At 68.0% G+C, this 26,125-nt stretch carries 24 protein-coding genes; 10 read left to right on the top strand and 14 right to left on the bottom strand.

Annotated elements, in window-relative coordinates; translation table 11 throughout:
• Positions 1–7: 7 nt before the first annotated feature.
• From H566_RS0100695 to H566_RS0100675, 5 genes are read right to left on the bottom strand one after another with little or no spacing between them, the layout of a single operon-like run.
• A complete protein-coding gene (locus tag H566_RS0100695) occupies positions 8–2,167 on the bottom strand; it encodes a type IV pilus secretin PilQ (protein ID WP_084544590.1) in 2,160 nt (719 codons plus the stop codon).
• The gene (locus H566_RS0100690) at positions 2,164–2,694 is read right to left on the bottom strand and encodes a pilus assembly protein PilP (RefSeq protein WP_028309928.1); all 531 of its coding nucleotides are present in this window, start codon (positions 2,692–2,694) and stop codon (positions 2,164–2,166) included. Before H566_RS0100690 ends, H566_RS0100695 begins: the two co-directional genes overlap by 4 nt.
• Positions 2,694–3,362: a type IV pilus inner membrane component PilO gene (locus tag H566_RS0100685; RefSeq protein ID WP_028309927.1), complete on the bottom strand. Its 669-nt coding sequence runs from the start codon at positions 3,360–3,362 to the stop codon at positions 2,694–2,696. Before H566_RS0100685 ends, H566_RS0100690 begins: the two co-directional genes overlap by 1 nt.
• Positions 3,363–3,372: 10 nt before the next feature.
• Positions 3,373–4,002, bottom strand: a complete 630-nt coding sequence (locus tag H566_RS0100680; RefSeq protein WP_034410098.1) for a PilN domain-containing protein — start codon at positions 4,000–4,002, stop codon at positions 3,373–3,375.
• Positions 3,999–5,081, bottom strand: a complete 1,083-nt coding sequence (locus tag H566_RS0100675) for a pilus assembly protein PilM (RefSeq protein ID WP_028309925.1) — start codon at positions 5,079–5,081, stop codon at positions 3,999–4,001. The genes H566_RS0100680 and H566_RS0100675 overlap by 4 nt, the downstream gene beginning before the upstream one ends.
• Before the next feature lie 336 nt (positions 5,082–5,417).
• On the opposite strand from H566_RS0100675, the gene H566_RS0100670 reads away from it, so the two are divergent.
• Positions 5,418–7,742: a penicillin-binding protein 1A gene (locus H566_RS0100670; RefSeq protein ID WP_028309924.1), complete on the top strand. Its 2,325-nt coding sequence runs from the start codon at positions 5,418–5,420 to the stop codon at positions 7,740–7,742.
• Between the two features lie 9 nt (positions 7,743–7,751).
• Here H566_RS0100670 and cyaY read toward each other — a convergent pair whose 3' ends face one another.
• Positions 7,752–8,081, bottom strand: coding sequence for an iron donor protein CyaY (gene cyaY / locus H566_RS0100665; protein ID WP_028309923.1), 330 nt, complete (start codon positions 8,079–8,081; stop codon positions 7,752–7,754).
• A gap of 371 nt (positions 8,082–8,452) precedes the next feature.
• Between cyaY and lysA the strand changes: the two genes are divergently transcribed.
• From lysA to H566_RS0100635, 6 genes are all read left to right on the top strand, one after another.
• Positions 8,453–9,709: a diaminopimelate decarboxylase gene (lysA, locus tag H566_RS0100660; RefSeq protein WP_028309922.1), complete on the top strand. Its 1,257-nt coding sequence runs from the start codon at positions 8,453–8,455 to the stop codon at positions 9,707–9,709.
• Positions 9,709–10,935, top strand: a complete 1,227-nt coding sequence (locus H566_RS0100655; RefSeq protein ID WP_028309921.1) for an MFS transporter — start codon at positions 9,709–9,711, stop codon at positions 10,933–10,935. Before lysA ends, H566_RS0100655 begins: the two co-directional genes overlap by 1 nt.
• Before the next feature lie 159 nt (positions 10,936–11,094).
• A complete protein-coding gene (locus H566_RS0100650; RefSeq protein WP_028309920.1) occupies positions 11,095–11,589 on the top strand; it encodes a hypothetical protein in 495 nt (164 codons plus the stop codon).
• A gap of 8 nt (positions 11,590–11,597) precedes the next feature.
• A complete protein-coding gene (locus H566_RS0100645) occupies positions 11,598–12,695 on the top strand; it encodes a hypothetical protein (protein WP_034410096.1) in 1,098 nt (365 codons plus the stop codon).
• Entirely contained in the window at positions 12,685–13,248 is a 564-nt protein-coding gene (locus H566_RS0100640; RefSeq protein ID WP_028309918.1) for a GTP-binding protein, read from the top strand. Before H566_RS0100645 ends, H566_RS0100640 begins: the two co-directional genes overlap by 11 nt.
• Positions 13,241–13,888: a hypothetical protein gene (locus H566_RS0100635; RefSeq protein ID WP_028309917.1), complete on the top strand. Its 648-nt coding sequence runs from the start codon at positions 13,241–13,243 to the stop codon at positions 13,886–13,888. Before H566_RS0100640 ends, H566_RS0100635 begins: the two co-directional genes overlap by 8 nt.
• A gap of 21 nt (positions 13,889–13,909) precedes the next feature.
• Here H566_RS0100635 and H566_RS0100630 read toward each other — a convergent pair whose 3' ends face one another.
• From H566_RS0100630 to H566_RS0100600, 7 genes are all read right to left on the bottom strand, one after another.
• A complete protein-coding gene (locus tag H566_RS0100630; RefSeq protein ID WP_028309916.1) occupies positions 13,910–14,638 on the bottom strand; it encodes a phosphate/phosphite/phosphonate ABC transporter substrate-binding protein in 729 nt (242 codons plus the stop codon).
• Positions 14,639–14,669: 31 nt separating this feature from the next.
• Positions 14,670–15,035 carry a roadblock/LC7 domain-containing protein gene (locus H566_RS0100625; protein ID WP_028309915.1) on the bottom strand — a complete coding sequence of 122 codons (366 nt, stop codon included), beginning with the start codon at positions 15,033–15,035 and terminating at the stop codon, positions 14,670–14,672.
• Positions 15,036–15,163: 128 nt separating this feature from the next.
• A complete protein-coding gene (locus H566_RS22055) occupies positions 15,164–15,880 on the bottom strand; it encodes a protein-methionine-sulfoxide reductase heme-binding subunit MsrQ (protein WP_051377750.1) in 717 nt (238 codons plus the stop codon).
• 38 nt (positions 15,881–15,918) lie between these two features.
• Entirely contained in the window at positions 15,919–16,929 is a 1,011-nt protein-coding gene (msrP, locus tag H566_RS0100615; RefSeq protein ID WP_028309914.1) for a protein-methionine-sulfoxide reductase catalytic subunit MsrP, read from the bottom strand.
• A gap of 92 nt (positions 16,930–17,021) precedes the next feature.
• On the bottom strand, positions 17,022–18,362 hold the full coding sequence (gene ccsB / locus H566_RS0100610; RefSeq protein ID WP_051377748.1) for a c-type cytochrome biogenesis protein CcsB: 1,341 nt from the start codon (positions 18,360–18,362) through the stop codon (positions 17,022–17,024).
• 92 nt (positions 18,363–18,454) lie between these two features.
• Complete coding sequence (locus H566_RS29810; RefSeq protein WP_084544588.1) at positions 18,455–20,887, bottom strand: cytochrome c biogenesis protein ResB; 2,433 nt, start codon at positions 20,885–20,887, stop codon at positions 18,455–18,457.
• 112 nt (positions 20,888–20,999) lie between these two features.
• Positions 21,000–21,644: a c-type cytochrome gene (locus H566_RS0100600; protein WP_425387915.1), complete on the bottom strand. Its 645-nt coding sequence runs from the start codon at positions 21,642–21,644 to the stop codon at positions 21,000–21,002.
• Between the two features lie 363 nt (positions 21,645–22,007).
• Here H566_RS0100600 and yihA point away from each other — a divergent pair, with 363 nt between their 5' ends.
• The 3 genes from yihA (at position 22,008) to H566_RS0100585 (ending at position 24,973) form a co-directional block, all read left to right on the top strand.
• On the top strand, positions 22,008–22,649 hold the full coding sequence (gene yihA / locus H566_RS0100595) for a ribosome biogenesis GTP-binding protein YihA/YsxC (RefSeq protein WP_028309911.1): 642 nt from the start codon (positions 22,008–22,010) through the stop codon (positions 22,647–22,649).
• A 46-nt stretch (positions 22,650–22,695) separates the two neighbouring features.
• On the top strand, positions 22,696–23,694 hold the full coding sequence (gene hemB / locus H566_RS0100590) for a porphobilinogen synthase (protein WP_034410094.1): 999 nt from the start codon (positions 22,696–22,698) through the stop codon (positions 23,692–23,694).
• A 109-nt stretch (positions 23,695–23,803) separates the two neighbouring features.
• Entirely contained in the window at positions 23,804–24,973 is a 1,170-nt protein-coding gene (locus H566_RS0100585) for a magnesium transporter CorA family protein (protein ID WP_028309909.1), read from the top strand.
• A gap of 132 nt (positions 24,974–25,105) precedes the next feature.
• On the opposite strand, the gene H566_RS0100580 is transcribed toward H566_RS0100585, so the two are convergent.
• Complete coding sequence (locus H566_RS0100580) at positions 25,106–26,068, bottom strand: NAD(P)H-dependent flavin oxidoreductase (RefSeq protein ID WP_028309908.1); 963 nt, start codon at positions 26,066–26,068, stop codon at positions 25,106–25,108.
• Positions 26,069–26,125: the final 57 nt, after the last annotated feature.

Genomic DNA, 26,125 nt, shown 5'->3' with positions numbered 1-26,125 from the left:
CGATAGGTCAGCGGGTTGCGTTAGCCAGCGAATTGGAAATGATCCGGGGCGTCAGGAAGATCAGCAGTTCGCTCTTGCTGTTGACCTGGGACTTGTTCCGGAAAAGCGCCCCGAGGAAGGGGATATCACCGAGCAGGGGAATCTTCGTCACCGTGTTCTGCTCCTGCATGCGGTAGATGCCGCCGATCACGACCGTGCCGCCGTTGTCGACGAGCACCTGGGTCTTCACGTTCTTGGTGTTGATGGCCGGGCCGGACGTGGTGTCGGTACCGCGGCTGTCCTTGTTCACGTTGACGTTGAGGATGACGCTGCCCTCCGGCGTGATCTGCGGCGTCACCTTCAGGCTGAGCACGGCCTTGCGGAAGGAAATGCTGGTGGCGCCGCTGCTGGTCGACTGCTGATACGGGATTTCCTCGCCGTCCTCGATCGTCGCCTCGACCTGGTTGGCCGTGATGACGCGCGGGCTGGAGATGATTCGGCCCTTGCCATCGGATTCGAGCGCGCTCAGTTCGAGCGAGATGAACTTCGACAGGCTCGAATTGAACAGCGTGATGCCAAGCGCGCCGGCCGAGTAGCCGTTGAGATTGGCCGCGGGCAGGCTCACGAAATCGCCGCCCGACAGCGTCGTATCGCCCACGGTGACGGAGGTCGTCGACGCGCTCGAACCGGTGACGCTGCCATACACGCCCGTGCCGTTGATCTTGGTCGGCACGCCCGACGAGCCGCTCAGCCGCACGCCAAGGTTCTGGGAGAAACCATCGGTCGCCTCGACGATGCGAGCCTCGATCAGCACCTGACGCGTGGGTATGTCGATCTGGCGGACCAGGCGACGCACCTCGTCCAGACGGGACGGAATGTCCTGCACGAAGATCTGGTTGGTAAGCGGATCGGCTGCGGCACTGCCGCGCTTGGACAGCAGCCGGTGTTGGGCGACGGTGCTGCTGCTGCTGGTGGTCACCGGCGGCGCGATGATCTTCACCACGTCGGCAGCCTTGTGATAGTTCAGCTGGAAGCTCTCGGTACGTAGCGCCTCGAGTTCGGCCACGGCCTGCTTGGCTTCGAGTTCCAGCTTCTCCTTCGCGGCCAGCTCCTCACGCGGCGCGACCCAGATCACATTGCCGCTGCGGCGCATGTCGAGGCCCTTGGCCTGCATGACGATGTCCAGCGCCTGATCCCACGGCACATCACGCAGGCGCAGCGTCAGGTTCCCGTTGACGCTCTCGCTCGTGATGATGTTGATATTGGTGAAATCGGCGATGACCTGAAGCACCGAGCGGACCTCGATGTTCTGGAAGTTCAGCGAGAGCTTGTCGCCCTGGTACTGCGGGCGTGACGTGGCGAGCGTGCCGCGGTTCGGATCCTCGCGCACCGGCTTGACCTCGACCACGAACTGGGTGTCGCTCTGGTAGGCGTTGTGCTCCCAGGTGCCCTTGGGCTCGATCACCATGCGCACGCTGTTGCCCTGCGACGTGGTGTTGACGAACTGGACCGGGGTACCGAAGTCGGTCACGTCGAGGCGGCGGCGCAGTTCATCCGGCATCGTGGTCTGAAGGAACTCCACCACGATCTGCTGGCCCTGCTGGCGGATGTCCACGCCGGTGGACGTATCGGCCAGATCGACCACGACACGTCCCTCGCCATCGCGGCCGCGACGGAAGTCGATGTTGCGGATCGAATGCCTGTTGGCCGCCGCGACCGGCTCGGCAAAGCGCACCGCTGCCGAATTGCTGGCGCCTCCACCATCGAGCGTCACGACGATCGCATTGCCGTCCAGCGACGTGGAGTAGGGCACGCTCCCCTTGAGGTTGAGCACGACGCGGGTGCGATCGCCCACGGTCACGAGGCTGACCGAGCGCAGATCGCCCTGGCTCACGTCGATGCTGTTCTTGCCGGTGCCGTTCACCACGCCCGGCAGATCGAAGGCGATGCGCGCCGGATTGGCCACGGCGAAAGATGCCGGCGAATTGCGCACCGGGGCGCTCAGCTGCACGCGCAGCACCACGGACGAGCCACGCTGGCTTGCAGCCACGGACTCGATCGCCACCTCCTGCGCCTGCGCGGCGCCAAGGCAGGTGACGACGGCCACCAATGCCCAGAGCGCGGCGAACACCCTGCCCAGCCACCCATGGGCGACCGGAGGATTGAACAAAGCTGCGGCCAAACTCATCGCTGGTTCTCCTGCAATTGCAGAGTGCTCATTCTTTCGACCCACTCGCCAGCCGCGTCCTGGACGATCTCCTTGATCGCGACATCGGTTTCGGTGATGCGGGTAATGACCCCGAAGTTCTGCCCGACATAGTTGCCCACGCGGGCCTGGAAGACAGAACCGTCCACTCTCAGAAGCGCGACGCGCGTCGCATCCTTCTGCAGGGTGCCGACCATCTTCAGCGAATCGAGCGGGAAGGCTTCCAGCGCCTCGCGCCGACGATCCATGTCGGGTTTGATCCCGCTGCTCGACCGCGCTGCAAGCTTTTGCAGCGCCGCTTCGATCTTGACCGGATTGAACGGCTCGTCCTGCGCCATCCGGTCATACACATAGGGCTCGAACTTCTTGGGTGCCGGGATCGGCTGGACCATTGGGCGCACGTCGCGGCGCACCTCCGACATCCATTCCTTGAGTTCGTCCTCGTCGGCGCCGGCGCAACCGGCCAGACCCACGACGACGGCGCCGGTCAGCGCCAGCATGCGTCGCATCACTTGGCGCCTCCCTTGTCCTTCTTCTTGGCGGCGGCAGCATCGCGTCGCGCAGCCTCGATCTCGTCGGCGTCGAGGTAGCGGAAGGTGCGAGCCACGGCATCGAAGATGAGCTTGCCCGTCGGGTCGGTCTTCACCTCGATGTTCCCGAGCGTGACGATGCGCGGCAGGTTGGCGATATCGGACACGAAGGCGCCCATGTCGTGGTAGCGGCCGGTCACGCGGACGTTGATGGGCAGTTCGGCGTAATAGGCCTGGCGCACGGAGGCGCCCGGCTTGAACAGCTCGAACTGCAGACCGCGCCCGAGGCCCGCCTGGTTGATGTCGGACAGCAGCGCATCCATCTCGGCCTTGCTCGGCAGCTGCTTCTCGAGCGCGGTCACGTACTGCGATACCTGCTCCTTCTGCTTCTTGAGCGCATCGAGGTTGATGGCCTGCTGGAGCTTGCCGCGATAGTCCTGCTTGAGGCGCTCCTCCTCGTTGCGCCCCTGCTCGAGATCGTTGAGCAGGTCGCTCCAGTACAGGAAGTAGCCGCCGAGCAGCATCGCGACCAGGATCAGGAACAGCGCGGCCAGCCGCGGCGCGACCGGCCAGGTGCCGACGTCGCGTACGTTCAGCCCGACGAACTGGTCGCTGATGCGCTTGAGATCGATTTGTGGACTCTTCACCTTGGCCTCTTCATTGCGCCGCGGGCGTCACCGGCACCGAACGCTTCTTCGCGGCACCCGGCTTCTCGGGCGCCTCGACCACCGGACGCTTGAGCAGCATGTCCAGCGAGAAGTCGAACAGCCGGGAACCACGCCGCGACTGCTGCTGCGAGACCTTGATCTCGATGAGGTTCGGCTTCTCGATGTAGGACGAGTTGTTCGCGAGATTGCGCAGCAACTCCGACACGCGCTCGTTCGACTGCGCGAGGCCGGTAAGCGTCACCTTCAGACCCTCCTGCTTGAAGCTGCGCAGATAAATGCCCTCGGGCACCTGGTTGACCAGTTCAGTGAACAGGTACACCGGGATGTTGCGATCGGTCTGGAGGTTCTCTACCGCCTGCTGGCGCTCGCGCAGCGCGTCGATCTCCTGCTTGAGCTGGGCTACTTCGGCGATCTGCTTGTCGAGGGCCGCGTTCTCCTGCTTGATGAACTCGTTGCGCGACTGCTGCACCGCCACATAGCCGCTGATGATCGCGCCAACGAGCAGCACGATCGCCGCGCCTGCACCCGCGAACAGCCCCGACAGCACATAGAAATCACGCCGCCGTTGCGCGCGCTTCAGCTCGCGATGTGGCAGCAGGTTGATGGTGATGACGGTCATCCGGTGAATCTCCGCATGGCGAGGCCGGCGCAGGTCAGCAGCGAAGGCGCATCGGTGCGCAACTCGCGCTCCTTGACCGACTCACCGAACTCCATGCCCTTGAACGGGTTGACGATGCTCGTCGGCGTCTGCGAGCGGTTCGCGACCACATCGGCCAACCCCTCGATCACCGCACAACCGCCGCCGAGCATGATGTGATCGACCCGACCGTAGGGCGTCGAGGTGAAGAAGAACTGGAGCGCGCGCGTGACCTCGATCGCGACGCTTTCGATGAAGGGCTGGAGGATGTCGCGCGCGTAGTTCTCGGCCAGATCCAGGGAGCGCTTCTTCGCTTCCGCCTCGTCGAAGGTCAAGCCGTAGGCCCGGGCGATGTCCTGCGTGAGCTGGTTGCCACCGAAAGCCTGCTCGCGCTCGTAGATGCTCAGTCCGTTGAGCAGCACCGTGATCGTGGTGGTATTCGCCCCAAGGTTGAACACGGCAACGATGAGGTTCTCGCCGCCATTGGGCATGAGCTTGCGCACACGCTCGACGACGCTGCGCGACGCATACGACTCGATGTCCATGACCACCGGCTTGAGGCCGGCGGCCTCCGCGGCGGCAACGCGATCCTCAACCTTCTCCTTGCGCGAGGCCGCGATCAGTACCTCGACGTCGTCGGGCGAACTGGCCGCTTCGCCAAGCACCTGGAAGTCGAGACTCACCTCGTCAAGCGCGAATGGGATGTACTGGCTCGCCTCGGACTCGACCTGAAGCTCGAGCGCCTCGTCGGTCTGGCCGGCGGGCAGGAAGATGCGCTTCGTGATGACCGCCGCGCTCGGCAGTGCCATCGCCACGTTCTTGATGCGCGTGCCGCTCTTCTTCCAGACACGTCGCACAGCCTCGGTGACGGCATCCATGTTGTCGATGTTCCCATCGACCACCGCGCCCTTGGGCAGCGGTTCGATCGCATAGCGATCAAGGCGGATGGCGTTCTTGCCGACTTCGGAAAGCTCCACGAGCTTGACGCTGGTGGTGCTGATATCGAGTCCGATCAGCGGCGGATTCTTGGGCGACAAAAGCGACCCGAGGTCAAAGGCCACGAGCCCCCCTCCACGTCAGAAAACTTGTTGGTGCCCGTTCGAAGCCCATGCGTCGCGGGACCGGAAAACCCGTCCTGCCACCGGCGCCACGAAAGCTGCTTGGAAAAAATCCTTTGCGAATTACGCACTTAGCGTGCAAACCGCATAAATCTCGTTCGATGCTAGCAACAAGGGAAAACAAGTGTAAAGGCATAAAGCTGGGCACTCCTCCCCCATCGTTGGCTTTTGGAGTTACGAGTTGGGGCCCCTCATATAATCCGAAGCCGCACCCCGGCGGCACAAAGGCAGTGCTGTCACTCCCCGCCCTTGAGGCACCTCTCGGCAGCAGACCATCCCGTGACGACAACTTCCTCCCCTGACGGCTCCGGCACGGCCACTCGCGCACGCTGGCCCTGGTGGGCACGCACACTCGCCTGGCTCGGCGGCCTGGCTGCTTCACTCGCCCTGATTGGTCTGCTGTGTCTGGCGTTATCGCTTGCACTTGTCTATCCGAAGATCCCGTCGATCGAAACGCTGAGCGACTACCGCCCCAAGATGCCGCTGCGCATCTACACCGCCGACAACGTGCTGATCGGGGAATTCGGCGAGGAGCGACGCAGCGTCCTGCGCATCCAGGACTTTCCACCGCAGATGAAGCAGGCCCTCCTCGCCGCTGAGGACGATCGCTTCTACGACCACCCCGGCATCGACCTGTCCGGTATCGCCCGCGCCGCCCTCGCCAATCTCATGGCCGGTGGCGCCCGCCAAGGGGCCTCCACCATCACGCAGCAGGTCGCCCGGAATTTCTTCCTCACGAATGAACGGCAATACACGCGGAAGGTTTACGAGATTCTCCTGGCCTTCAAGATCGAGTCCACGTTGAGCAAGGACCAGATCCTCGAGCTCTACATGAACCAGATCTATCTGGGCCAGCGTTCCTTTGGCTTCGCCCAGGCTGCCCAGGCCTACTTCGGCAAGAACATCAAGGACATCACCGTCGCCGAAGCGGCGATGCTCGCCGGCATCCCGAAGGCACCGTCGGCCTACAACCCGGTCGCCAACTTCCGCCGGGCCAGCGCGCGGCAAAGATATGTGCTCGATCGCATGCGTTCTCTGGGCTACATCAACGACCAGCAGCATGAGGAGGCACTCGCGCAGAAGCTCGACATCCATGCAAGCGTTAGCACCTACGCGGTACATGGCGAATACGTCGCCGAGATGGCGCGGCAGGCGGCCTACGACCTGTGGAAGGACGATGCCTATGTGCGCGGCATCAATGTCTACACGACCATCGATTCGAAGGACCAGGCGGCCGCGTACGCGGCGGTGCGCGCCGGCGTGCTCGACTACGACCGTCGCCACGGCTATCGCGGCCCCGAGGCCTTCGTCGACCTGCCCGAGCGCATCACCGACGAGTTCATCGACGACGTGATCGAGAAGCATCCCGATGCCGACGATCTGCTCACGGCAGTGGTGCTCGACGCGAGCCCGAAGCGCGTGCGCGTCGCACGGCCGGGACTGGAGCCGATCGACATCGGCGAGGCCGGGCTCAAGTTCGCGGCCGCTTCGCTGTCCGACAAGGCTCAGCCCAACCGCAAGCTGCGGCGCGGCGCGGTGGTTCGCATCATGAAGACGGCCAACGGCTGGGAGATCGTCCAGCAGCCCGAGATCGAATCGGCCTTCATCGCGGTGAACCCGATGGATGGTTCGATCAAGTCGCTCGTGGGCGGCTTCGATTTCTGGCGCAACAAGTTCAACCACGTCACGCAGGCCTGGCGCCAGCCGGGCTCGGGCTTCAAGCCCTTCATCTACTCGGCGGCGCTGGAGCGCGGCTTCAGCCCGGCCACGGTCATCAACGACGCGCCGCTCGTGTTCGATGCTGGCCAGACCGGCAGCCAGCCCTGGGAGCCCAAGAACTACGACGGCACCTACGAAGGCCCGATGTCGATGCGCCGCGCGCTGACGAAGTCCAAGAACCTCGTGTCGATCCGCATCCTCAAGACCATCGGCACGCGCTACGCGCAGGACTTCATCACCCGCTTCGGCTTCGATGCCGACAAGCATCCGCCCTACCTCACGATGGCGCTCGGCGCGGGTTCGGTCACGCCCTGGCAGATGGCGCAGGGCTACAGCGTGTTCGCCAACGGCGGCTTCCGGACGCGGCCCTTCGTGGTCGCGAAGATGACCGACGCGAACGGCCGGGTGCTGGCCGAAGCCAAGCCGCTGCTCGCCGGTGACGAGAGCAATCGTGTGCTCGACGAACGCAACGCCTTCCTCATCGACAGCATGCTGCGAGACGTCGTGCGCTACGGCACCGCCGCCAGCGCGATGAAGCTCAAGCGCACCGACCTCGCCGGCAAGACCGGCACGACCAACGACTCGGTCGATGCCTGGTTCAACGGCTACCAGCCGACGCTCGTCGGCATCACATGGATCGGCTACGACCAGCCCAAGAGCCTCGGCGACCGCGAAACCGGCGGCGGCGCGGCGCTGCCGATCTGGATCAACTTCATGGGCAAGGCGCTCGCGGGCGTGCCCAACATCGACCGGCCGGTACCGGCCGGCATCGTGAGCGCCAACGGCGAGTTCTATTACGCCGAGCGCCAGCCCGGCGAAGCCATCGGCACGCTCAGCGACGACGAGGGCAAGGACCCCAACGCCGTCAAGAGCGAGCTGTTCTGACCGGGGCGATCAGCCCTTGATGACGATGGGCACGCCGGCCTGGGTGCTGGCGTGCTGCGACAGCACGGCAAAGAATTCGCCGGCGCCGCGCGTGTCGATCCAGGCGTTGCCGTTCCACTTGAAGTGGAAGCCGCCGGCCTTGGCGGCGAGCCAGATCTCCTGCATCGGCTCCTGGCTGTTCACGATGATCTTCGAGCCGTTGTCGATGTCGATCGTGACGACATTGCCGGAGCGGGTGGCTTCGATATCCACGTCGGTGGTGTCGCCAAGCGTGGCGACGGCGTCCTCGATGGCATTGAGGGTCTCGTCGGCGAGGGCCAGGAATTCGGAAGGGCTCATGCTAGATTCGTCGCTTTTGTTCGGGGGAGAGCGGCCGTGCAGCGTGTTTCAGCCGCGAGCGGGCGGGTCTTGCACAGGCTGTGCCTGCCGATGCGAAGCCAGGGCTCCGCAGCCCGCGCCGGCGGCATCTGCCGCGCGGTGCTGGGCGCGACGATTCTAGCCAGCGCTCTCGCCGGCTGCGGCCTCAAGGGGCCGCTCACGCTGCCGACCGAACCCCGCCCGCCTGCCGTGCCGCGCCCTGCGGCTCCCATGCCGGCAAGCACCGTCGGCACCCCGAACACGGCGCCGGGCCCCACGCCCGACAGCCAGTCCGCCCTTCCGTCTTCCCCGACGCCCGCGCCCGACGCGGCCCGTCCCGACAGCAAACGCCCATGAGCTTCTTCGAACACCGCAACGGCGTGCTGCACGCCGAAGGCGTCGCGCTGCCCGCGATCGCCGAACGCTTCGGCACGCCCACCTACGTCTATTCGCGCGCCGCCATCGTCAGCGCCTTCCGCGGCTACCGCGACGCGCTCGCCGGCCGCAAGGCGCTCGTCTGCTACGCGATGAAGGCCAACAGCAACCTCGCCGTGCTCGACCTGCTGGCGCGCGAGGGCGCGGGCTTCGACATCGTGTCGGGCGGCGAGCTGGCCCGCGTGATCGCAGCCGGCGGCGATCCGGGCAAGGTCGTGTTCTCGGGCGTCGGCAAGAGCGAGGCCGAGATCGAGGCCGCGCTCAAGGCCGGCATCCTGTGCTTCAACATGGAATCGGTGCCCGAGCTGGAGCGCATCGACGCGGTCGCGAAGCGCCTGGGCGTGAAGGCGCCAGTGTCGGTGCGCGTGAACCCGGACGTGGACGCGAAGACGCACCCGTACATTTCCACCGGCCTCAAGGACAACAAGTTCGGCGTGGCCTACGAGCACACGCTCGACCTGTACCGCGACGCCGCGCGCCGGCCGAACATCGAGGTGGTCGGCATCGACTGCCACATCGGCTCGCAGATCACCGAGGTCGCGCCCTATGTCGATGCCGCCGAACGCGTGCTGGCCCTCGTCGACACGCTGGAGCGCGAGGGCATCGTGCTGCATCACATCGACTTCGGCGGCGGCCTCGGCATCACCTATGACGACGAGACGCCGCCCGCGACGGGCGAACTCATCCGCGCCCTCGTCGAGCGCGTCGAGGCCCACGGCCACGGCGGCAAGACGCTGATGTTCGAACCGGGCCGCAGCATCGTCGGCAACGCCGGCCTGCTGGTCACGAAGGTCGAGTTCATGAAGCGCGGCGAGACACGCAACTTCGCCATCGTCGACGCGGCGATGAACGACCTCGCCCGTCCCGCGATGTACGAGGCCTGGCACGGCGTGCAAGCGATTGCAGCACCGGCCGGCGCGGGCGAGCGCGTGGACATCGTCGGCCCGGTGTGCGAGTCGGGCGACTGGCTCGCGCGCGACCGCGAACTCGCGCTCGCGCCCGGCGACCTCATTGCCGTGATGAGCGCCGGCGCCTACGGCATGAGCATGGCCAGCAACTACAACACGCGCGGCCGCGCGGCCGAGGTCATGGTCGACGGCGATGCCGTCCACCTCATCCGCCGCCGCGAGACGCCGGCCGACCTGTTCGCGCTCGAAAGCCGCCTGCCCGGCTGATGCCGCCCTCCCCCGCCGGGCGTCATGCCCGGCGCAGCCTCCTCGCCGCCTTTTCCGCCACCTTCCTGGAGCTGGACGCCTGGTTCATGCTCCTGCCGCTGCTCACGCTCACGCTGGGCGCGCGCGGCGTGAGTCCGACAGTCATCGGCCTGTTCAATGCGTCGATGTGGGCCGGCATCCTCGTGTCGTCGCTGGTCGCGGGGCGCATCACGCCGCGGCTCGGCGCACGCGGCTGCTTCTGGCTGTCGGGCGTGCTGCCGCTGGTGGCGCTGGGCGGCTTCTTCGCAAGCGATTCGCTCTGGCTGTGGTTCCCGCTCTACCTGATGGCGGGCTTCGGCAGCGGCCTGCGCTGGATCGTGTCGGAGGCGCTCGTGGCCGAACTGTCGCCGCCCGAGCGACGCGGACGCATCGTCGGCCTGTACCAGACGATGGTGGGCACGACCTTCATCATCGGGCCGGCGCTGCTGGGGTTGACGGGCGCGGAAGGCCGGCTACCGCTGTTCGTGATCGGTGCGCTGCTGGTCGCATCGCTCGTCTGCGCGGCCGCGCTGCCGTCGAATGTGCAAACGCTTGCAAATGCGGATGCGGGGAGTGCCCCTCACCTCGGCGACCGCCACGACGCCAGCCGCCCTCCCGGTCTCCTCGCCCGCCTGCGCGCCATGCCCTCGCTCGCGCTCGCCGGCTTCGTGGGCGGTGTGTTCGAGTCGGGCACACCGGGCCTCATGCCGCTCGTGGGCCTGCACTGGCACTGGACGCCCGAAGCCGCCGCGATGCTCGTCGCCATCAACGGCGTCGGCGGCACGCTGATGATGTGGCCGGTCGGCGAGCTGGCCGACCGGCTCGACCATCGCCGCGTCAGCCGCGTCGCCGTTGCCGCGCTGGTGCTCGGCTCGATCGCCCTGCCCTTCGCCGGCACGATCTCGGCGCTGGCCTGGGCCATCGTGTTCTGCTGGGGCGCGGCCGGCGGCACGCTCTACACGCTCAACCTGCTGGGCGCGGCCTCGGTACTCGAAGGCGCCGCGCTGGTCGATGGGGCAGCGCTGCTGGTGGGCGCCTACACGGTCGGCGGCATGGTCGCGCCCGCGCTTGGCGGGGCTGCGTTCGATCACTTCGGCGTGCCCGGCCTGGCCATGCTGCTGGCCGCCATCGCGCTGGGCGCGGGCCTGCCTGCAATCCGCGCGTCAAGGCGCGGACACGCGTCGGCGAGAGATTCGTGGCTCACTTGATCTGACGGCGCCGGACCGCCTTCGAGCGCGAACTAAGTCCGCTTGGCGCGACTTCACGTGGCGATATGCTGTCCCACAGCGAGCCGATCCCGACCACGGCGATCGGTCATTCAAAGACCAAAACCGTCCCACCGGCGTCCCGCGCCGGCCCCAGGTGCGATGAGCGACTCCTCCGCTGCACTGCCTAGCCCATCGTGCGTCCGGGCGGCGCTCAGGCTCGACGGCCCTGCTCCACCGGCCGACCTTCCCCCTCCGCCCTTTGCCCTGCCCACGCGCCATCTCGCGCCGCCGCCCGAATGGTGCCGCACCCGCTTCAACGCGAGCTTCGAGGCCGAGGTCGCGCGCGCGCCGCTCGACCTGCATGCGCATCTGCGCCGCATCGGCTTCGCGTCGCACACCGACGACGACGAGCAGTTGCAAGGTGCGGTCGCCGACCTGTTCATCGCGCTCGGCAGCGCCGGCCGCGCGTTGCGCGCCCGCGTGCTCGACGAGCAGCGCGCGCGCCTGCCGGCCACTCTCGTCAGGCTGCTCGATGCCCATCTCGACAGCGGCCTCGCCGCCGGCTCGCTCGTGCCACACATCACCACCGCCGTCCTCGCGCGTCCCGGCGCGAACGGCGCAGCCTTCCTCCGCTCCTCCGCGCCCCGCTCATGAAACCTGCCATGTCCGCACTCTCGCCACCGCAGGCGGCAGTCCGCCTGCTGCTCGCCCACGTCGGCTCGCTCGACATGAAGATGATCCGGCTCACGCTCGACCGGCTTGCGCGCGACGAGGCGGTCGTCGTCGATGACGCGAGCGAAGCCGACATCTTCGTGGTCGACCTAGACCGTCCCGGCGCCGAAGTCGCCATCGCCCAGGCCGGCGCGCGGCGCTGTCAGGTCGTGTCCTACTCGTTTCGGCCCGATGCCCACGCCGAGCGCCTGCCGGGCAGCCGCGTGCTCGGCAAGCCGCTCCACGCCGACAGCTTCATCGCCACACTGCGCCGGCTCGGCACCGCGCTGCGCGCCAGCGCCAGCCGGGTCACGCGCGCGCCGCGCGAGGAGTCCGCGCTCGGCAGCCAGATGCCGGCCGAGGCCGAGCGCGACGTGTGCGGCACCGCCGACGACCTGCCCGCCCAGCCCGGCCGCATCGCGCCGCCGGCGTCGGTCTTCTTCGATCCCGCGCACTACCTGCTCGGCCATCTGCACGCAGCCACGCGCACGGCGATCGAGCAGCGCCGCCCGAGCCGCATCACCGGCCTGCCCGGCGTGCTCGACATCGTGCCCGGCACGATGCCGACGGTCTGGACCTCCGTGCGCGATCCGCATCTGCGGCCACTGTCGATGGTGCAGATCCCGCGCGACTCGGCCATCGGCATCGCGCCCTTCGATCCCGCCGCGCGCCGCGACGGCCAGTTCACCCTCAGCGCCGAAAGCCTGCTCTGGAAGACCGCGCTCTGGGCCTGTCGCGGCCGCCTGCCGGTCGGCACCGATCCGTGGCAGCCGGTGCGCATGGTCGGCTGGCCCGACTTCACGCGCACCTTCTCGACGCCGCACGCCTACCGCCTCGTCGCGCTGTGGACGCGCGACACGCTCAGCCCGGTCGAGATCGCGCGCCACCTCGGCATCCCGCAGCGCTACGCCTTCGCCGTGTACAGCGCGGCGCTGCATGCCGGCCTGTTCGACACGACCATCGTGCAACCCGTGCTCGCGCCGCTGCCCGCCAGCGGGCGGGTATCGATGCTGTCCCGAATCCTCCGCAAGCTCCGCCATGCAGACTGACCGCTCGCGCAACCACAACAAGATCGTCTTCGCCGGCACCGTCGGCGCGGGCAAGAGCACGGCCATCGCCGCGCTCAGCGACATCCAGGTCGTCAGTACCGAGCAGAACGCCACCGACGACACCGCACGCATCAAGAAGACCACCACCGTCGCGATGGACTACGGCGTGCTGCAACTGCCCGAGGGCGACAAGGTGATGCTCTACGGCACGCCGGGCCAGGAGCGCTTCAGCTTCATGTGGGAGATCCTCGCCGAGGGTGGCATCGGTCTCGTGCTCCTGGTCAACAACGCCGAATCGCGTCCGCTCGAATCGCTCGCCTTCTACCTCGAAGCCTTTCAGCAGTTCATCGCGGGCACTGCCGTGGTCATCGGCATCACCCACACCGATACCCATCCCGAACCGACGCTGGCCGACTATCGCCGCCGGCTGCGCGAGCTCGACTACTTCCCGGCGCCGGCGGTCTTCACGGTCGATGCACGCAAGCGCACCGACATCGCCGCCCTGGTGCGGGCGCTCATGTTCACGCTCGACCCGGGAATGGCCGATGCCTGAAATCATTCCGGGTTCCTACCTGCGCATCACACCCTGGGGCGCCTGGTGCGCGATCGAGAACCGGGGTGACGAACCCGCGCGGCGGGCCCTGCTTGCGATCCTGCGTGAACCCGAAAGCCCGCTGCTCACCATCACCGCCGCCTGCCTGTGGACCGGCGAGGACGATGAACATGCAGCGCTGCTGCATCTTTACGCGCTCCAGCAGGCCGGCTGCATCGAGGCCCTCGACCGACCGGCGCGCGTGCCGGCCGAAGCGCTGGAGCAACTGCTGCCGCCGCTGCTCGAACAGATCGGCAGCGAGAAGCGCGCGGTGCTGGCCGACGCGCTCGGCTTCCGGGTCGCGTCCAGCACCTGGCCCGAGGCCGATGCCGACGCGATCGCGGCGATGAGCGCCGAGATGCTCACCGTAGCCGAGCGCCACGAGCGCGCGCTGGCCGCGCTCGGCAAGCCGGGCGCCTCGGGCTGGGGCATGGTGGACCCGGTCGGCGTGGGCGCCTTCGGACTGTGGCCGCTGCATGTCGGCCCGGTGCGACTCGCGCTCGCGCTGACGGGGCGACCGCGCCTCAACCAGCCGGCCTTCGCCGACATGATCTGGGCGCTGTGCGTGCGCTACGCGGGCGAGATGTCGGTCATGAAGTGATGCGGGCGGCCCCTCGCTCCGTCAAAGGCCGAGCAACGCGGCGACGCGGTCGATGTCCGCGTCGCTCACCGTGTCGAAGCCGCGGAAGCGCAGGTCGTCGAGGATGCGCTTGCCGGCCGGATCATCCGGCATGCCGAACAGCACCCTGCGGAAGGCACCGGCCTTGTCGGCCCACACCGGCGCGAGCATGAAGCAGTGGAAGGCAGCGCCATCGCGCGTCTGGGCCACGATCTCGAACTCGGCGCGCGTGCTGTCGTTCATGCCGTTCCAGGTCTCGTTGAACACGAAGCCCAGGTCGGCCTCGCCGCGCAGCACGGCCTTGGCCGCGTTCATGTGGTTGCCCACATAGGAGAAGGTGGCGCTCGCGGCATCGATGCCGGCGCGCGGCAGCAGCGTCAGCCCGAGGTTGTGGATGACGAGCTTGTCGGTCGCGCTCGCGATGCGCGGCGCGGCCGGCAGCTCGGCGCCGGCCTTCTTAACCAGCACCGTCTCGTCGAACACGCCGATCGGCCGCGCCAGCGGCACGAAGCCACGCTGGCGCGCGAACATCACCGCGCTGTAAGGGTTGGCATAGACGAAGTGGTGCGGCAGGTCGAGCACCCGCTGGCGTTCCTCCAGGAAGCTGTCCTGGGGCTCGAAGTTCATCGTGACTTCGACCGTGCGCTGCAGATAGGTGTTGAGCGTGAACCAGCCCAGAAGGTTCTTGGCCGTGTCGTGCGGGCAGACACTGAATTTGTGGGGGCTGACCATGGGGGCGAAGCTTTCTTGAGAAGGACCGGGATCAGTTCAGGATCTTCGCGAGCGCATCGGCGGCGCGTCGCACGTCCAGGAACACGAGACCGAGCTTGGCGCTCGGCTTGGCCATCACGGTCAGCACCGCGTCGCCACCGGCCTGCACCATCAGCACGTAGCCGCGCTCGCCCTTGATGAGCACCTGCTCGAGCGAGCCGCGCGAGAGTTCGCGCGCGGTGCGGTCACCGAGGGACAGCATCGCCGCGCTCATCGCGCCCACCCGGTCTTCGTCGACATTGCTCGGCAGCATCGCCGCCATCATCAGACCGTCCGACGAGATCACGGCAGAGGCCTCGATGTCGGCCGATGTGCCATTGAGGTCGCTCAGGATGTTCTGGAAAGCCTCGGCGCGCATTGGGTATCACCTTTGTTGGAGTTGGGTCCGGCCGATTCTGGGTCGGCCGGCCAAGAAGCGTATGTGCCCGAATACGCACCGTCCATAGACGGCACATCGCCCTTCTCCTAGGTGAACGCCACCCGGTTTCAGCTCTTGCGCGAGACCTGGATCCAGTCGGTCGGTGTCGCCCGCGCGCGCCGCTCGCGCTGGCGCCATGCGACGCGAGCACCCGCGAGCAGCGCAAGCACCGCCACGAAACCGAGCGGCTGCGCGAAATCGTGCTTGCCCGCCTTCATCCACCAGAAATGCGCGACCGCGAGCGGCGCGGCCACATAGACAAGCCGGTGCAGCCATTGCCAGCGCCTGCCGCCCAGAAAGCGCAAGGCAGCATTGAAGCTCGTGAGCGCGAGCGGCACGAGCAATGCGAAGGCGATGAAGCCAAGCGTGATGAATGGCCGCTTCAGCACGTCCTTCGCCATCTCGCGCGGATCGAAGAAGTGATCGAACCAGACCCAGCACAGCACATGCAGCGCGGCATAGAAGAATGCGAACAGCCCGAGCATCCGGCGCAGCCGGATGAGCCAGGGCTGACCGAGCCATTGCCGCAGCGGCGTCACCGCGAGCGTGAGGGAGAGCAGGCAAAGCGCGGTGAAACCGGTATTTCGGGTAAGGGTTTCAAGCGGATTGGCACCGAGGTCTTTTCCGAGGGCGAGCAGGAAAGAGCCCTCGGATGGCGCCAGTACCGGCCCGAGGACGCCGACGCCCAGGCGCAACGCCGGCAGCAGGGCAATCAGCCAGACCATGATCTTGATCAGAAGCAGGTGGCGCAGCCCGAAGGCGATCGGCGCCGCGCGGCGGCGCATCGGAACGACGTTGTCGGGAGATGCGGTCATGGCGGAGATCAGTAGAACTTGCGCAAGTCCATGCCGGCGTACAGGCCGGCCACCTGGTCGTAGCCGTTGAACATGAGCGTCTTGCGCTTGGGCGCGAAGAAGCCGTCTTCGGGCAGGCGGCGCTCGGTGGCCTGGCTCCAGCGCGGATGATCGACCGTCGGATTCACGTTGGAATAGAAGCCGTACTCATTGGGCGCGATGCGGTTCCAGCTCGTCTGCGGCTGGGTTGCGGTGAAGCGGATGCGCACGATCGACTTGGCGCTCTTGAAGCCGTACTTCCACGGCACGGCGATGCGCACCGGCGCGCCGTTCTGGTTCGGCAGCACCTCGCCGTACATGCCGAGCACCAACATTGCAAGCGATTGCATCGCCTCGTCGATGCGCAGGCCTTCCACATAGGGCCAGTCGATGACGCGCGAGCCGAGATAGGGCTGGGTGTCGCGCTGCTCGACGCTCGTGAACTCGACGAACTTCGCGTTGCCGGTCGGCTCGGCCCGCGTGAGCAGCTCGCTCAGCGAATAGCCGATCCACGGGATGACCATGCTCCAGCCCTCGACGCAGCGCAGGCGGTAAATGCGCTCTTCCAGCGGCGCGAGCGCGCGCAGCGCGTCGAGGTCGAGCGTGAACGGCTTGCGGCATTCGCCCTCGATGCGCACGGCCCAGGGCGTCGGGCGGAAGCGCCCCGAGTTGCGCGCCGGATCGGACTTGTCGGTGCCGAACTCGTAGAAGTTGTTGTACGTGGTCGCGTCCTTGTAGGGCGTGGGCTTGTCCACGACCGACAGCGGCGACGGCTTCGCATCGAGCCTGGCGAGACCGCCGCCGTGACCGGCAGCCGCGCCAGCAGCGAGCCCAGCCACGCCGCCCGCCGACGCGGCCAGCGCCTCGCGCCCGGCCCAGCCCGCGAGCGCCGTACCCGCAAGGCCGCGCAGCAGGGCGCGACGGCCCTCGTACACCTCGCGCGGCGTGATCTCGGACGCGGGCAGGTTCTCGCCCCTCAGGGCGCGCTTGAAGCTCGACATGGCGTGGACTCCTGTATTGACCACGAGCGTAGTCGCGTCCCGCGCCGGGAAATTTCAGCGAAGTTGAAAGCGGTGGTTTCAGCCCCGACCGCTCAAAGCTGCCCGTAGGAATGCAGCCCGCTCAGGAACATGTTCACGCCGAGGAAGGCGAAGCCGGTGATGAGCAGGCCCACCAGCGCCCACCACGCCGCCATCGTGCCGCGCAGGCCCTTCATGAGCCGCAGATGCAGCCAGGCCGCGTAGTTGAGCCAGACGATCAGCGCCCAGGTTTCCTTCGGGTCCCACTGCCAGTAGGCGCCCCAGGCGTCGGCGGCCCAGAGCGCGCCGAGAATGGTCGCCACCGTGAAGAAGGCGAAGCCGACGGCGATCGCCTTGTACATGATGTCGTCGAGCACCTCGAAGCTCGGCAACGCCGCGCCGATGCGCTTGCGGAAGCCCACCAGCGCGCCTGCCGCGATCACGCCCACGGCCACATAGCCGACCCAGCCGCCGCCCTGCACCGCGTTCTTCATGCGGAACACCAGCGGCTCCATGCCGAGCAGCACGCCGAACAGGAACAGCGGCACGAGGCGCGACGGCGCGCTGGTGCTGGCGCTCTGCTTGATGAGATAGGCGTAGGCCACCATCGCCGACAGCGAGAAGGTGCCGTAGCCGATGAAGTTGGCCGGCACATGGATCTTCATCCACCAGCTTTGCAGTGCCGGCACCAGCGGCTGGATTTCATGCGCGCCACGGTCGAACGAGTACCAGAGCAGGAAGCCGACCGCCGAGCTGATCACCAGCAGCACGAAGCCGCCGAGCGCGCGGCCGCCGCCTTGGGCGAGATAGCGGCGCTCGTAGTGCAGATAGAACAGCGCCGTGATGAGCGAGAACAGCACGAACACTTCGTACAGGTTGGACACCGGGATGTGGCCGATGCCCTCGCCCATCTGGTGGCTCTCGTACCAGCGCAGCATCAGGCCGGTGAAGCCGAGCAGCGTCGCGCCCCAGGTGAACCAGCTGCCCATGCGCTGCACGAAATCGCTGCGCGCGCCGATGCCGATCCAGTAGATGACGGTGGCGAGGAAGTAGAGCGCGCACATCCAGAGGATGGCGCTCTGGCTGGCGAGGAAGTACTTGAGCACGAAGGCCGTGTCGGCGCGGGCGAGGTCGCCGCCGCCGAAGCCGCCGTAGGCCGCGATGCCGGCGTAGCTCAGCAGCGCGAGTCCGACGACGAACAGCCGCAGCGGCCGGAAGCCCCAGGCGGTGGCGATCACCGCCGGCGCGGTGCCGGCGAGGATGAGCTTCTCGTAGTAGTCCATCGCCGTGCCGAAGCGCACAAAGGCGAAGACCGTCGCCGCGAGCACGGCGGCGGCGAACAGCCAGTCGCCGAGATCGCGGCGGGCGAACCAGGACGGTTCGGCGAATTCGTCGAGGCTGGCGGGCGCCGTCATCGGCGCGGCGTGCGGATGGGGGGAAGTGCTGCTCATGTCGTCTCCATGGCGCGCCGGCGCCGGGCGCCGCGCGAAGGCTTGCTGCTTGACTGCTAGTGCTTGCCGTCGGCGGATTCTGCGCCGGCTCGGTTGCCACCGGCGGGATTGACCGCGCCGGCAGTGCCGTCGGACGGCGCGGCCGGGCTGGCGGCAGGCGCCGGTGCGGCGTCGCCGGCCGCCGAACCCGTCTCGCCGGCGGACGCCGCACCGGCCACCGACGCCGCATCGCCGGCCGACCCGACGCGATGCACGCCCTCCGCCGGATGCGCCGCAATCCCCGTCGCGCCCGCGAGCTGGCCGCTCAGCGTGGCGAATTCGCGCTCGAAATCGAGCGAGCGCCGCGTCGCCGACATCGCCATCAGCAGCCGGCCGCCGCCGTTCGCGCCCGGTGCCACCCAGCACCAGACGCGGCGCTCGCGGATGTAGAACATCGAGAACACGCCGATCACGAGCAGCAGGCAGCCGAGATAGACGATGTTCTTGCCCGGCGCGCGCGTGACCTGGAAGACGCTCGCCTGCCGCTGCTCGAAGCTGTCGAGCATCAGCAGCACGGGCGCGTTGTAGAAGGCGGCGTCGCTCACGGCGCGCACGGCGGCCGACAGCCATTCGCCGTGTTCGCGGTCGGCCGGCGACGGCGCGAGCTTGTCGCGCTCGCGGGCGAGCTGCCACAGCTCCCACATGCCGCCGTCGAGGATCTTGATGAACACGCCGGCCGCCTTCTCGCGCTCGGCCTCGGGCACGTTGTGCTGGATGAAGTCGGCCACCGACTGGAAGCCCTGGCGCGCGAAGGCTTCGAGCGCGCGCTCGGCCGAAGCCTGGAGCGGCGCGCGCAGTTGCGCATCCCCGCCGCCGGCCTGACCGAAGGAACGCGTCGCGAAGCGCTCGGCGGCGGCGCGGCGCAGCTCGGGGTCCTGCACGGCGGCGCGCAGGCGCATGAACTCGCGCACCGTCATGTCGTCGTCGGCCGGGATGCGCAGGTAGCGGAAGGGCTCGCCCGGCGTGTCGCGCACGCCGGCGAGGAACCAGCGCCGGCCTTCCAGCTCGATCGGCAGCATGTAGTTGCTGAACTCGCGCGCCTGGCCGGCCTTGTCGCGCAGCTTGTACTGCACGCTCGGGCCGACGTTGTGCAGGTTCTTGCTCTTGTCGCCGCGCGTGGTGGACGACACCACCGCCGCGACATGGTCCTGGAAGCGCTTCTCGGTGTCGGCCGCGTCCTCGCCGCCGTCGGCGAGGTTCTCGACGTTGATCGCGCGAAAGCCACTGAACTCGACCTGATAGGCGTCGGTGTCGGCCGCGCCGCTGCGGCCGAGCTTCGCGCTCTGGCCCACCTCGCCAGCGAAGTCGAAGGTGTAGGCGCGCGCGCCGCGCATCGGCCAGCCGACGAGCTTGAGCCGCGAGCCGCCGTCCTCGAACGACGACTGGTAGATGGCGGTGCCGCGATGGATCAGCGGCTCGTTCACCTTGATTTCGGCCTCGCGCTGCGCGCCCGTGTCCTTGTCGGTGACGACGACCTCGCTCTTGAACTCGCGCGGCATGCCGGTCGGGTAGTAGGCGACGCTGAACTTCTTGAGCGCGATCGAGAACGGCAGGTCCTGCAGGAAGAGCGCGTCGCGGTAGGGCACGACGGCCACGTCGCTCGCCTCGCCTTCCGGAATGAGCACGTCGCCGCGAAAGCTCAGGTTGGCCGGGCCGAAGCGCGCGCTGGCCGGCACTTCGCTCACGGTGGTGGCCGACTGGATCGGCGCCTTGCCGCTGAACCACATCTGCATGCGGATCGGCAGATTGGTGTCGAGCAGATAGCCGACCGCCATCACGACGATGGCGGCATGTGCGGCGATGTAGCCGAGGCGGTTGGCGCTGCCGGCCTTGGCGGCGATGAGGAATGTCTGGCCCGGCACGACGGGGCCGGCCTGGATGCTTCCCGCCTCGGCGCCCCCGCCTTCCGGCGCGCCGGCCGCGCTTGCGGCGTAACTGCCGCCCACCGGCGGCTGGCCCTCGCGCACCACGGCCTTGAAGCCGCGCGCCCGCAGCAGCGCCACCGCGCGCCGGACGATCTCGGTCGGCGCCAGCGCGCCCTCGCCCTCGATGCGGTGATGGAAGGCGCGCAGCGAGTTTTCGCGCACGCGGTCGCGCATGTCGCGCATGTCGCGCAGGAAGCGCGGCGCGTTGCGGATGATGCAAAGCGTGGTCGAGATGACCAGGAAGGTCAGCAGGACGTAGAACCACCCCGTCGTGTACAGCGCGGTGAGCCCGACGGCCTTGAACAGCTCGGCCCAGAACGGCCCGAACTGGTTGAGATAGTTGATGGGCGGCTGGTTCTGCTGGATGACGGTGCCGATCACCGATGCGATCGCGATGACGGTCAGCACCGAGATCGCGAAGCGCATCGAGCTGAGCAGCTCGACGCTGTCGCGCACGAAGGCGCTGCGGCTGCGCACTTGCAAGCCCGTGGTAGCCGGGCTTGCCGGTTCGACGCTGCCGTTCATTTCATCCATCCATCAAATGCAAAGGCAGGCAGCGGAATGCTCCGGCTGCCTGCCCGAATGTTGCCTGCCCTGCATTACCGACAGGGCTTTGACCCTGACGACCGCCGCGTGTTCAGCGCAGGCCGGCGGCGAAGTCGGCGACCGCCTTGATTTCCTTGTCCGACAGGCGCGAGGCGACCGTGGTCATGACGGCGTTGTTCAGACGCGTGCCCTGGCGGAAGCCGACGAGCTGGGCTTCGGTGTACTCGGCCCACTGCCCCGCGAGGCGCGGGTACTGGGCCGGCATGCCGTCGCCCTTGGGGCCGTGGCAGGCCGCGCAGGCCGGCACATTCTTGGACGGGATGCCGGCGCGCCAGATCTTCTTGCCGAGTTCGGCGCCTTCCTTGGTGGCGGCGACGGCCGGCACCTGGGTCTGGCTGCCGAAATAGGCCGCGACGTCGAGCATCTGCTGGTCGGTCAGCGTCGAGGCCATGCCGAGCATCACGCTGTTCTCGCGCTCGGGCTTGCCGCCTTCCTTGGGCTTGAAGTTCTTGAGCTGCTTGACGATGTACTCGGGATGCTGGCCGGCCAGCTTGGGGAAGGTGGGCGCCGGCGCATTGCCGTCGGCGCCATGGCAACCGGCGCACAGGGCCGAAGTCGCCTGACCGCGCGCGGCGTCCGCCTTCTGGAGCGGTTCGGCCTGTTGCGCCTGGACGCCCGCCGCGAACAGGAACGACGCGGCAACAAGGGAGTTCTGCAGGAAAGCGAACTTTTGCAAGGTCGGCTTCGACGACTTCATGGGTTCCTCGATGGAAGAAGGTGCTGTGCGGTCCGCGCGAGCGGTTCTTTTGTTCAAGACTGCTAGGGCCGGCCCGACAACACCGGCACGGCTCGCCCGAGCGGAGGCTGCGCCGCTGTCCCTGTCTGGTGCCTGACGAGCGTTTGATCGCGCGCGAAGCATCCGGTTTCAGGGCGCGACACCTGCATGCAAACGAGAGCTTGACACGCGCCCGGCCGGGCCAAAAAAACTCCTTATTATAGCGTTCGCCCGAAGGCAACCGCCTTCACCGCCCGGGTGTTGCGCCCAAGTCGCGCAGCCTTCCTTACCGCGCGGACGCCTCTTCTACCGCGCCCCAGCCCAATGAGCCTGCTGCACCGCGCCCGCTTCATCGACACCGTTTCCGCGCTCGGCCAGTTGCGCCGACCGGGCCTCGATGACGGGCTTCCCGAAGTCGCCTTCGTCGGCCGTTCCAACGCCGGCAAGTCCACCGCCATCAACCTGCTGTGCAACCAGAAGCGTCTCGCCTTCGCGAGCAAGACGCCCGGCCGCACCCAGCACCTCAACTTCTTCGAGATCGCCGACCGCGACCAGCGCCGCGGCCTGCTGGTCGATCTGCCCGGCTACGGCTATGCCGAGGCCGGTCATCAGCGCCAGAGCGAGTGGGACGAGTTCCTCGGCCGCTATCTGGCCGAGCGCGCCGAGCTGCGCGGCCTCGTGCTGATGATGGACGCGCGCCGTCCGCTCACCGACCTCGACCTCGCGCTGCTCGACTTCGTCGCGCCGCGCAAGCTGCCGGTGCTCGCGCTGCTCACCAAGGCCGACAAGCTCACCCGCAGCGAGCAGGCCCAGGTGCTCGTGCGCACCCGCGCGGCGATGCCCGATCACACGGTGCAGCTGTTCTCGGCGCTCAAGCGCGTCGGGCTGGAGGAAGCCGATGCCAAGGTGCTCGGCTGGTTCCCGCCCGAGGACGGCCGCCCGCTGCGCCCGAAGGAAGAGTTCTGACGTCACGCGCCGCGCCCGTCGGCGCGCGCATCCACGGAGTACCCGCATGACCCGCCCCGCCTTCCCGTCCAGCCGCCTGCGCCGCATGCGCGCCGATGACTTCTCGCGCCGCATGATGCGCGAGCACATCGTGACGGCCGACGACCTCATCTACCCGGTGTTCGTGCTCGACGGCCAGGGCCGCACCGAACCGGTCGCGAGCATGCCCGGCGTCGAGCGGATGTCGCTCGACCGCCTGCTGCCCGTGGCGGAAGACACGCTCAAGCTCGGCATCCCCTGCCTCGCGCTGTTTCCGGTCATCGACCCGGCGCTCAAGACGCCCGACGGCATCGAGGCCACCAATCCCGACGGCCTCGTGCCGCGCGTGGTGGCCGCGCTCAAGCGCGAATTCCCCGAGCTGGGCGTACTGACCGACGTCGCGCTCGACCCCTACACCTCGCACGGCCAGGACGGCGTCGTCGACGACGACGGCTATGTCATCAACGACATCACCGTCGAGCTACTCGTGAAGCAGGCGGTGGTGCAGGCCGGCGCCGGCGTGGACATCGTCGCGCCGAGCGACATGCAGGACGGCCGCATCGGCGCGATCCGCGCCGCGCTCGAAACCAACGGCCACCAGCTCACGAAGATCATGGCCTACAGCGCCAAGTACGCCAGCGCCTTCTACGGCCCCTTCCGCGACGCGGTCGGCTCGGCAGCCAACCTGGGCAAGGGCAACAAGATGACCTACCAGATGGACCCGGCCAACTCGAACGAGGCGCTGCACGAGGTCGCGCTCGACATCGCCGAGGGCGCCGACATGGTCATGGTGAAGCCCGGCATGCCCTATCTCGACATCGTGCGCCGCGTGAAGGACGAGTTCGCCGTGCCGACCTACGCCTACCAGGTCAGCGGCGAGTACGCGATGCTCAAGGCCGCCATCGCCAACGGCTGGCTCGACGAGGAGAAGGTCGTGCTCGAAAGCCTGCTGGCCTTCAAGCGCGCCGGCGCCGATGGCGTGCTCACCTACTTCGCGCGCGACGTGGCGCGCTGGCTGCGCGGCTGACGCCGCCCGGGGCCGCTGCGACGCGCCCCGTCACCGCGGCCGGCCGGCAAGGCCGGCGCACCGCCGGTCCGGCCCGCCTGCCGGACGCCCGATTGCATGAGCAGCACCGATGGACGCCTTCCACTTCCATCCCGACCAGGTCATCCACCTCGACCACGCGCCAGCCTCGCCGCCGCACACCGGCTGGTACTGGCTCGACGTGACGCACGAGGAGCTGATGGGCGACCCCTGCGACCACGCCAGCCCCGAGGCGCAGGCGCGCATCGCCGAAGGCCGCGAACGGCTGCGCGATGTCGTGTTCGCGCTCACGGCCAAGCGGCTGCACGACCCGCATCTGACCGACGCGACCAATCTCCAGCATCCGTCCTATTTCGAGGCGACGCTGGACTACGACATGGTCGTGTTCCGCAAGCTCACCAATGCGGGCGCCGCGCCGCTGAGCGAGCAGGCTTCCTCTGTTGGCCTGTCGGCCGACGAACGCCGCGAGCGTCGCGTGCTGCAACCGATCGTCACGCGGCCGGTAGTCTTCTTCGTGTTCGACCGCGTGCTGGTCACGGTGCGCGGCGAAAGCAGCCGTACCTTCGACATGGCGCGCCAGCGCATCGCGAGCTACCAGCCGCGCCATGGCGCCGAGGGCAACGGCAACGAGAAGTACCGTCTGCCGCCGCGCCCGGAAGAGCTGATGCTGAGGCTGCTCAACCTCATGGTCGATCGCTACCTCGAACTGCGCCAGCCGCTCACCGACCAGCTCGACCGCTGGCAGCGCGAGCTGCTCGACCCGCGCCGCAGCTTCACCAACTGGATGGCCCTGCTCGACGCCCGCAACGAGCTGCGCAAGCTTGAGAACCTTTGCGAGGAACAGGCCGACGCCTTGCAGGAGCTGCGCGACAGCTATCTCGAAAACACACCCGACGCCCAGCGCAACGACGGCTACCTCGTGCGCATGGGCGATGTGGCCGAGCATGTGGGCCGGGTGCTGGCGCACACGCGGCGGCTGGAAGCGTCGATCGAGACCGCGGTGCAGCTGCACTTCGCGGCCGTGAGCCACCGCACCAACCAGGTCGTGCAGACGCTGACGATCATCACCGCGATCTTCGCGCCGCTCACGCTCATCACGGGCGTGTTCGGCATGAACTTCGAGGTGATGCCGCTGCTCAAGGACCGCTGGGGCTTCGACGCGGTGATGACGGCGATGGCGGTGATCGCCGTGGTGCTGCTGATCTACTTCCAGACGCGCAAGCTGATCGCGCTGCGGCTGTCGCGCGGGCGGCGGCGCTGAGGCGGCGCGCCGGCGGGCCGGGCATGGGCGGTGACAGAAAGCCGCATTCAGCGTGCAGCTTTCATCAGAACAGCCCGTCGCGGCAAGAGCCTCGTCAGCCGCATGGAAAAAAGCCGCAACTGGAATACAGCTTCATGCGCCGAGCAGGCGCGCCCGCGCCGCCGCGTACTCGCCCGCGAGCCGCGCCACCAGCTCCGCCGTCGACGGCACGTCGGCGATGCTGCCCAGGCCCTGCCCCGCGCCCCAGATGTCCTTCCATGCCCTGGCCGCGCTGTCGGGCTTGTCGAAGGCCATGGCCTGACGCTCGGCGGGCAGGTTGTCGGGATCGAGACCGGCCGCGACGATGCTCTGCTTGAGGTAGTTGCCGTGCACGCCCGTGAAGTAGGGCGTGTACACGATGTCGGCCGCGCTGCCGGCCACGAGCGCCTGCTGGTAGGCGGCCGAGGCGTTCGCCTCGCGCGTCGCGATGAAGCGCGTGCCCATGTAGGCGAAGTCGGCGCCCATTGCCTCGGCCGCGAGGATGGCGTCGCCCGTCGCGATGGCGCCCGACAGCGCGATCGGCCCGTCGAAGAAGCGCCTCACCTCGGCCACGAGCGCGAAGGGGCTGAGCGTGCCCGCATGGCCGCCTGCGCCCGCGCACACGAGCACCAGCCCGTCCACCCCCGCCTCCAGCGCCTTCTCGGCGTGACGCACGCTGATGACGTCGTGGAAGACGATGCCGCCATAGCCATGCACATGCTTCACCACCTCGCCCGGCGCGCGCAGGCTGGTGATGACGATGGGCACGCGATGCCGCACGCACACGGCCATGTCCTGCTCCAGCCGCGCATTGCTCTGGTGGACGATCTGGTTCACGGCATAGGGCGCGATCTTCGCGGCCGGATCGGCGGCGCGCGATTCGGCCACGCCGGTCTCGATGCGCGTGAGCCAGTCGTCGAGCAGCTCGGCCGGCCGCGCATTGAGCGCCGGGAACGAGCCCACAAGGCCCGCGCGGCATTGCGCGAGCACGAGGTCGGGGTTGGAGACGATGAACATCGGCGCGCAGATGACAGGCAAGGTCAGCTGGGCGCGAAGCCGGGCGGCGGGAGTCGTCATGCGTGGTCCTTGAGGAAAGGTGCGGGCGGGCGCCGGCAAGGCGAAGCGCGGCGATTG

The sequence above is a fragment of the Derxia gummosa DSM 723 genome, assembly GCF_000482785.1.
Lineage (GTDB): Bacteria > Pseudomonadota > Gammaproteobacteria > Burkholderiales > Burkholderiaceae_E > Derxia > Derxia gummosa.
Note: the sequence above shows the minus strand (reverse complement) of the source record. Positions and strands in the feature narration are given on the sequence as shown.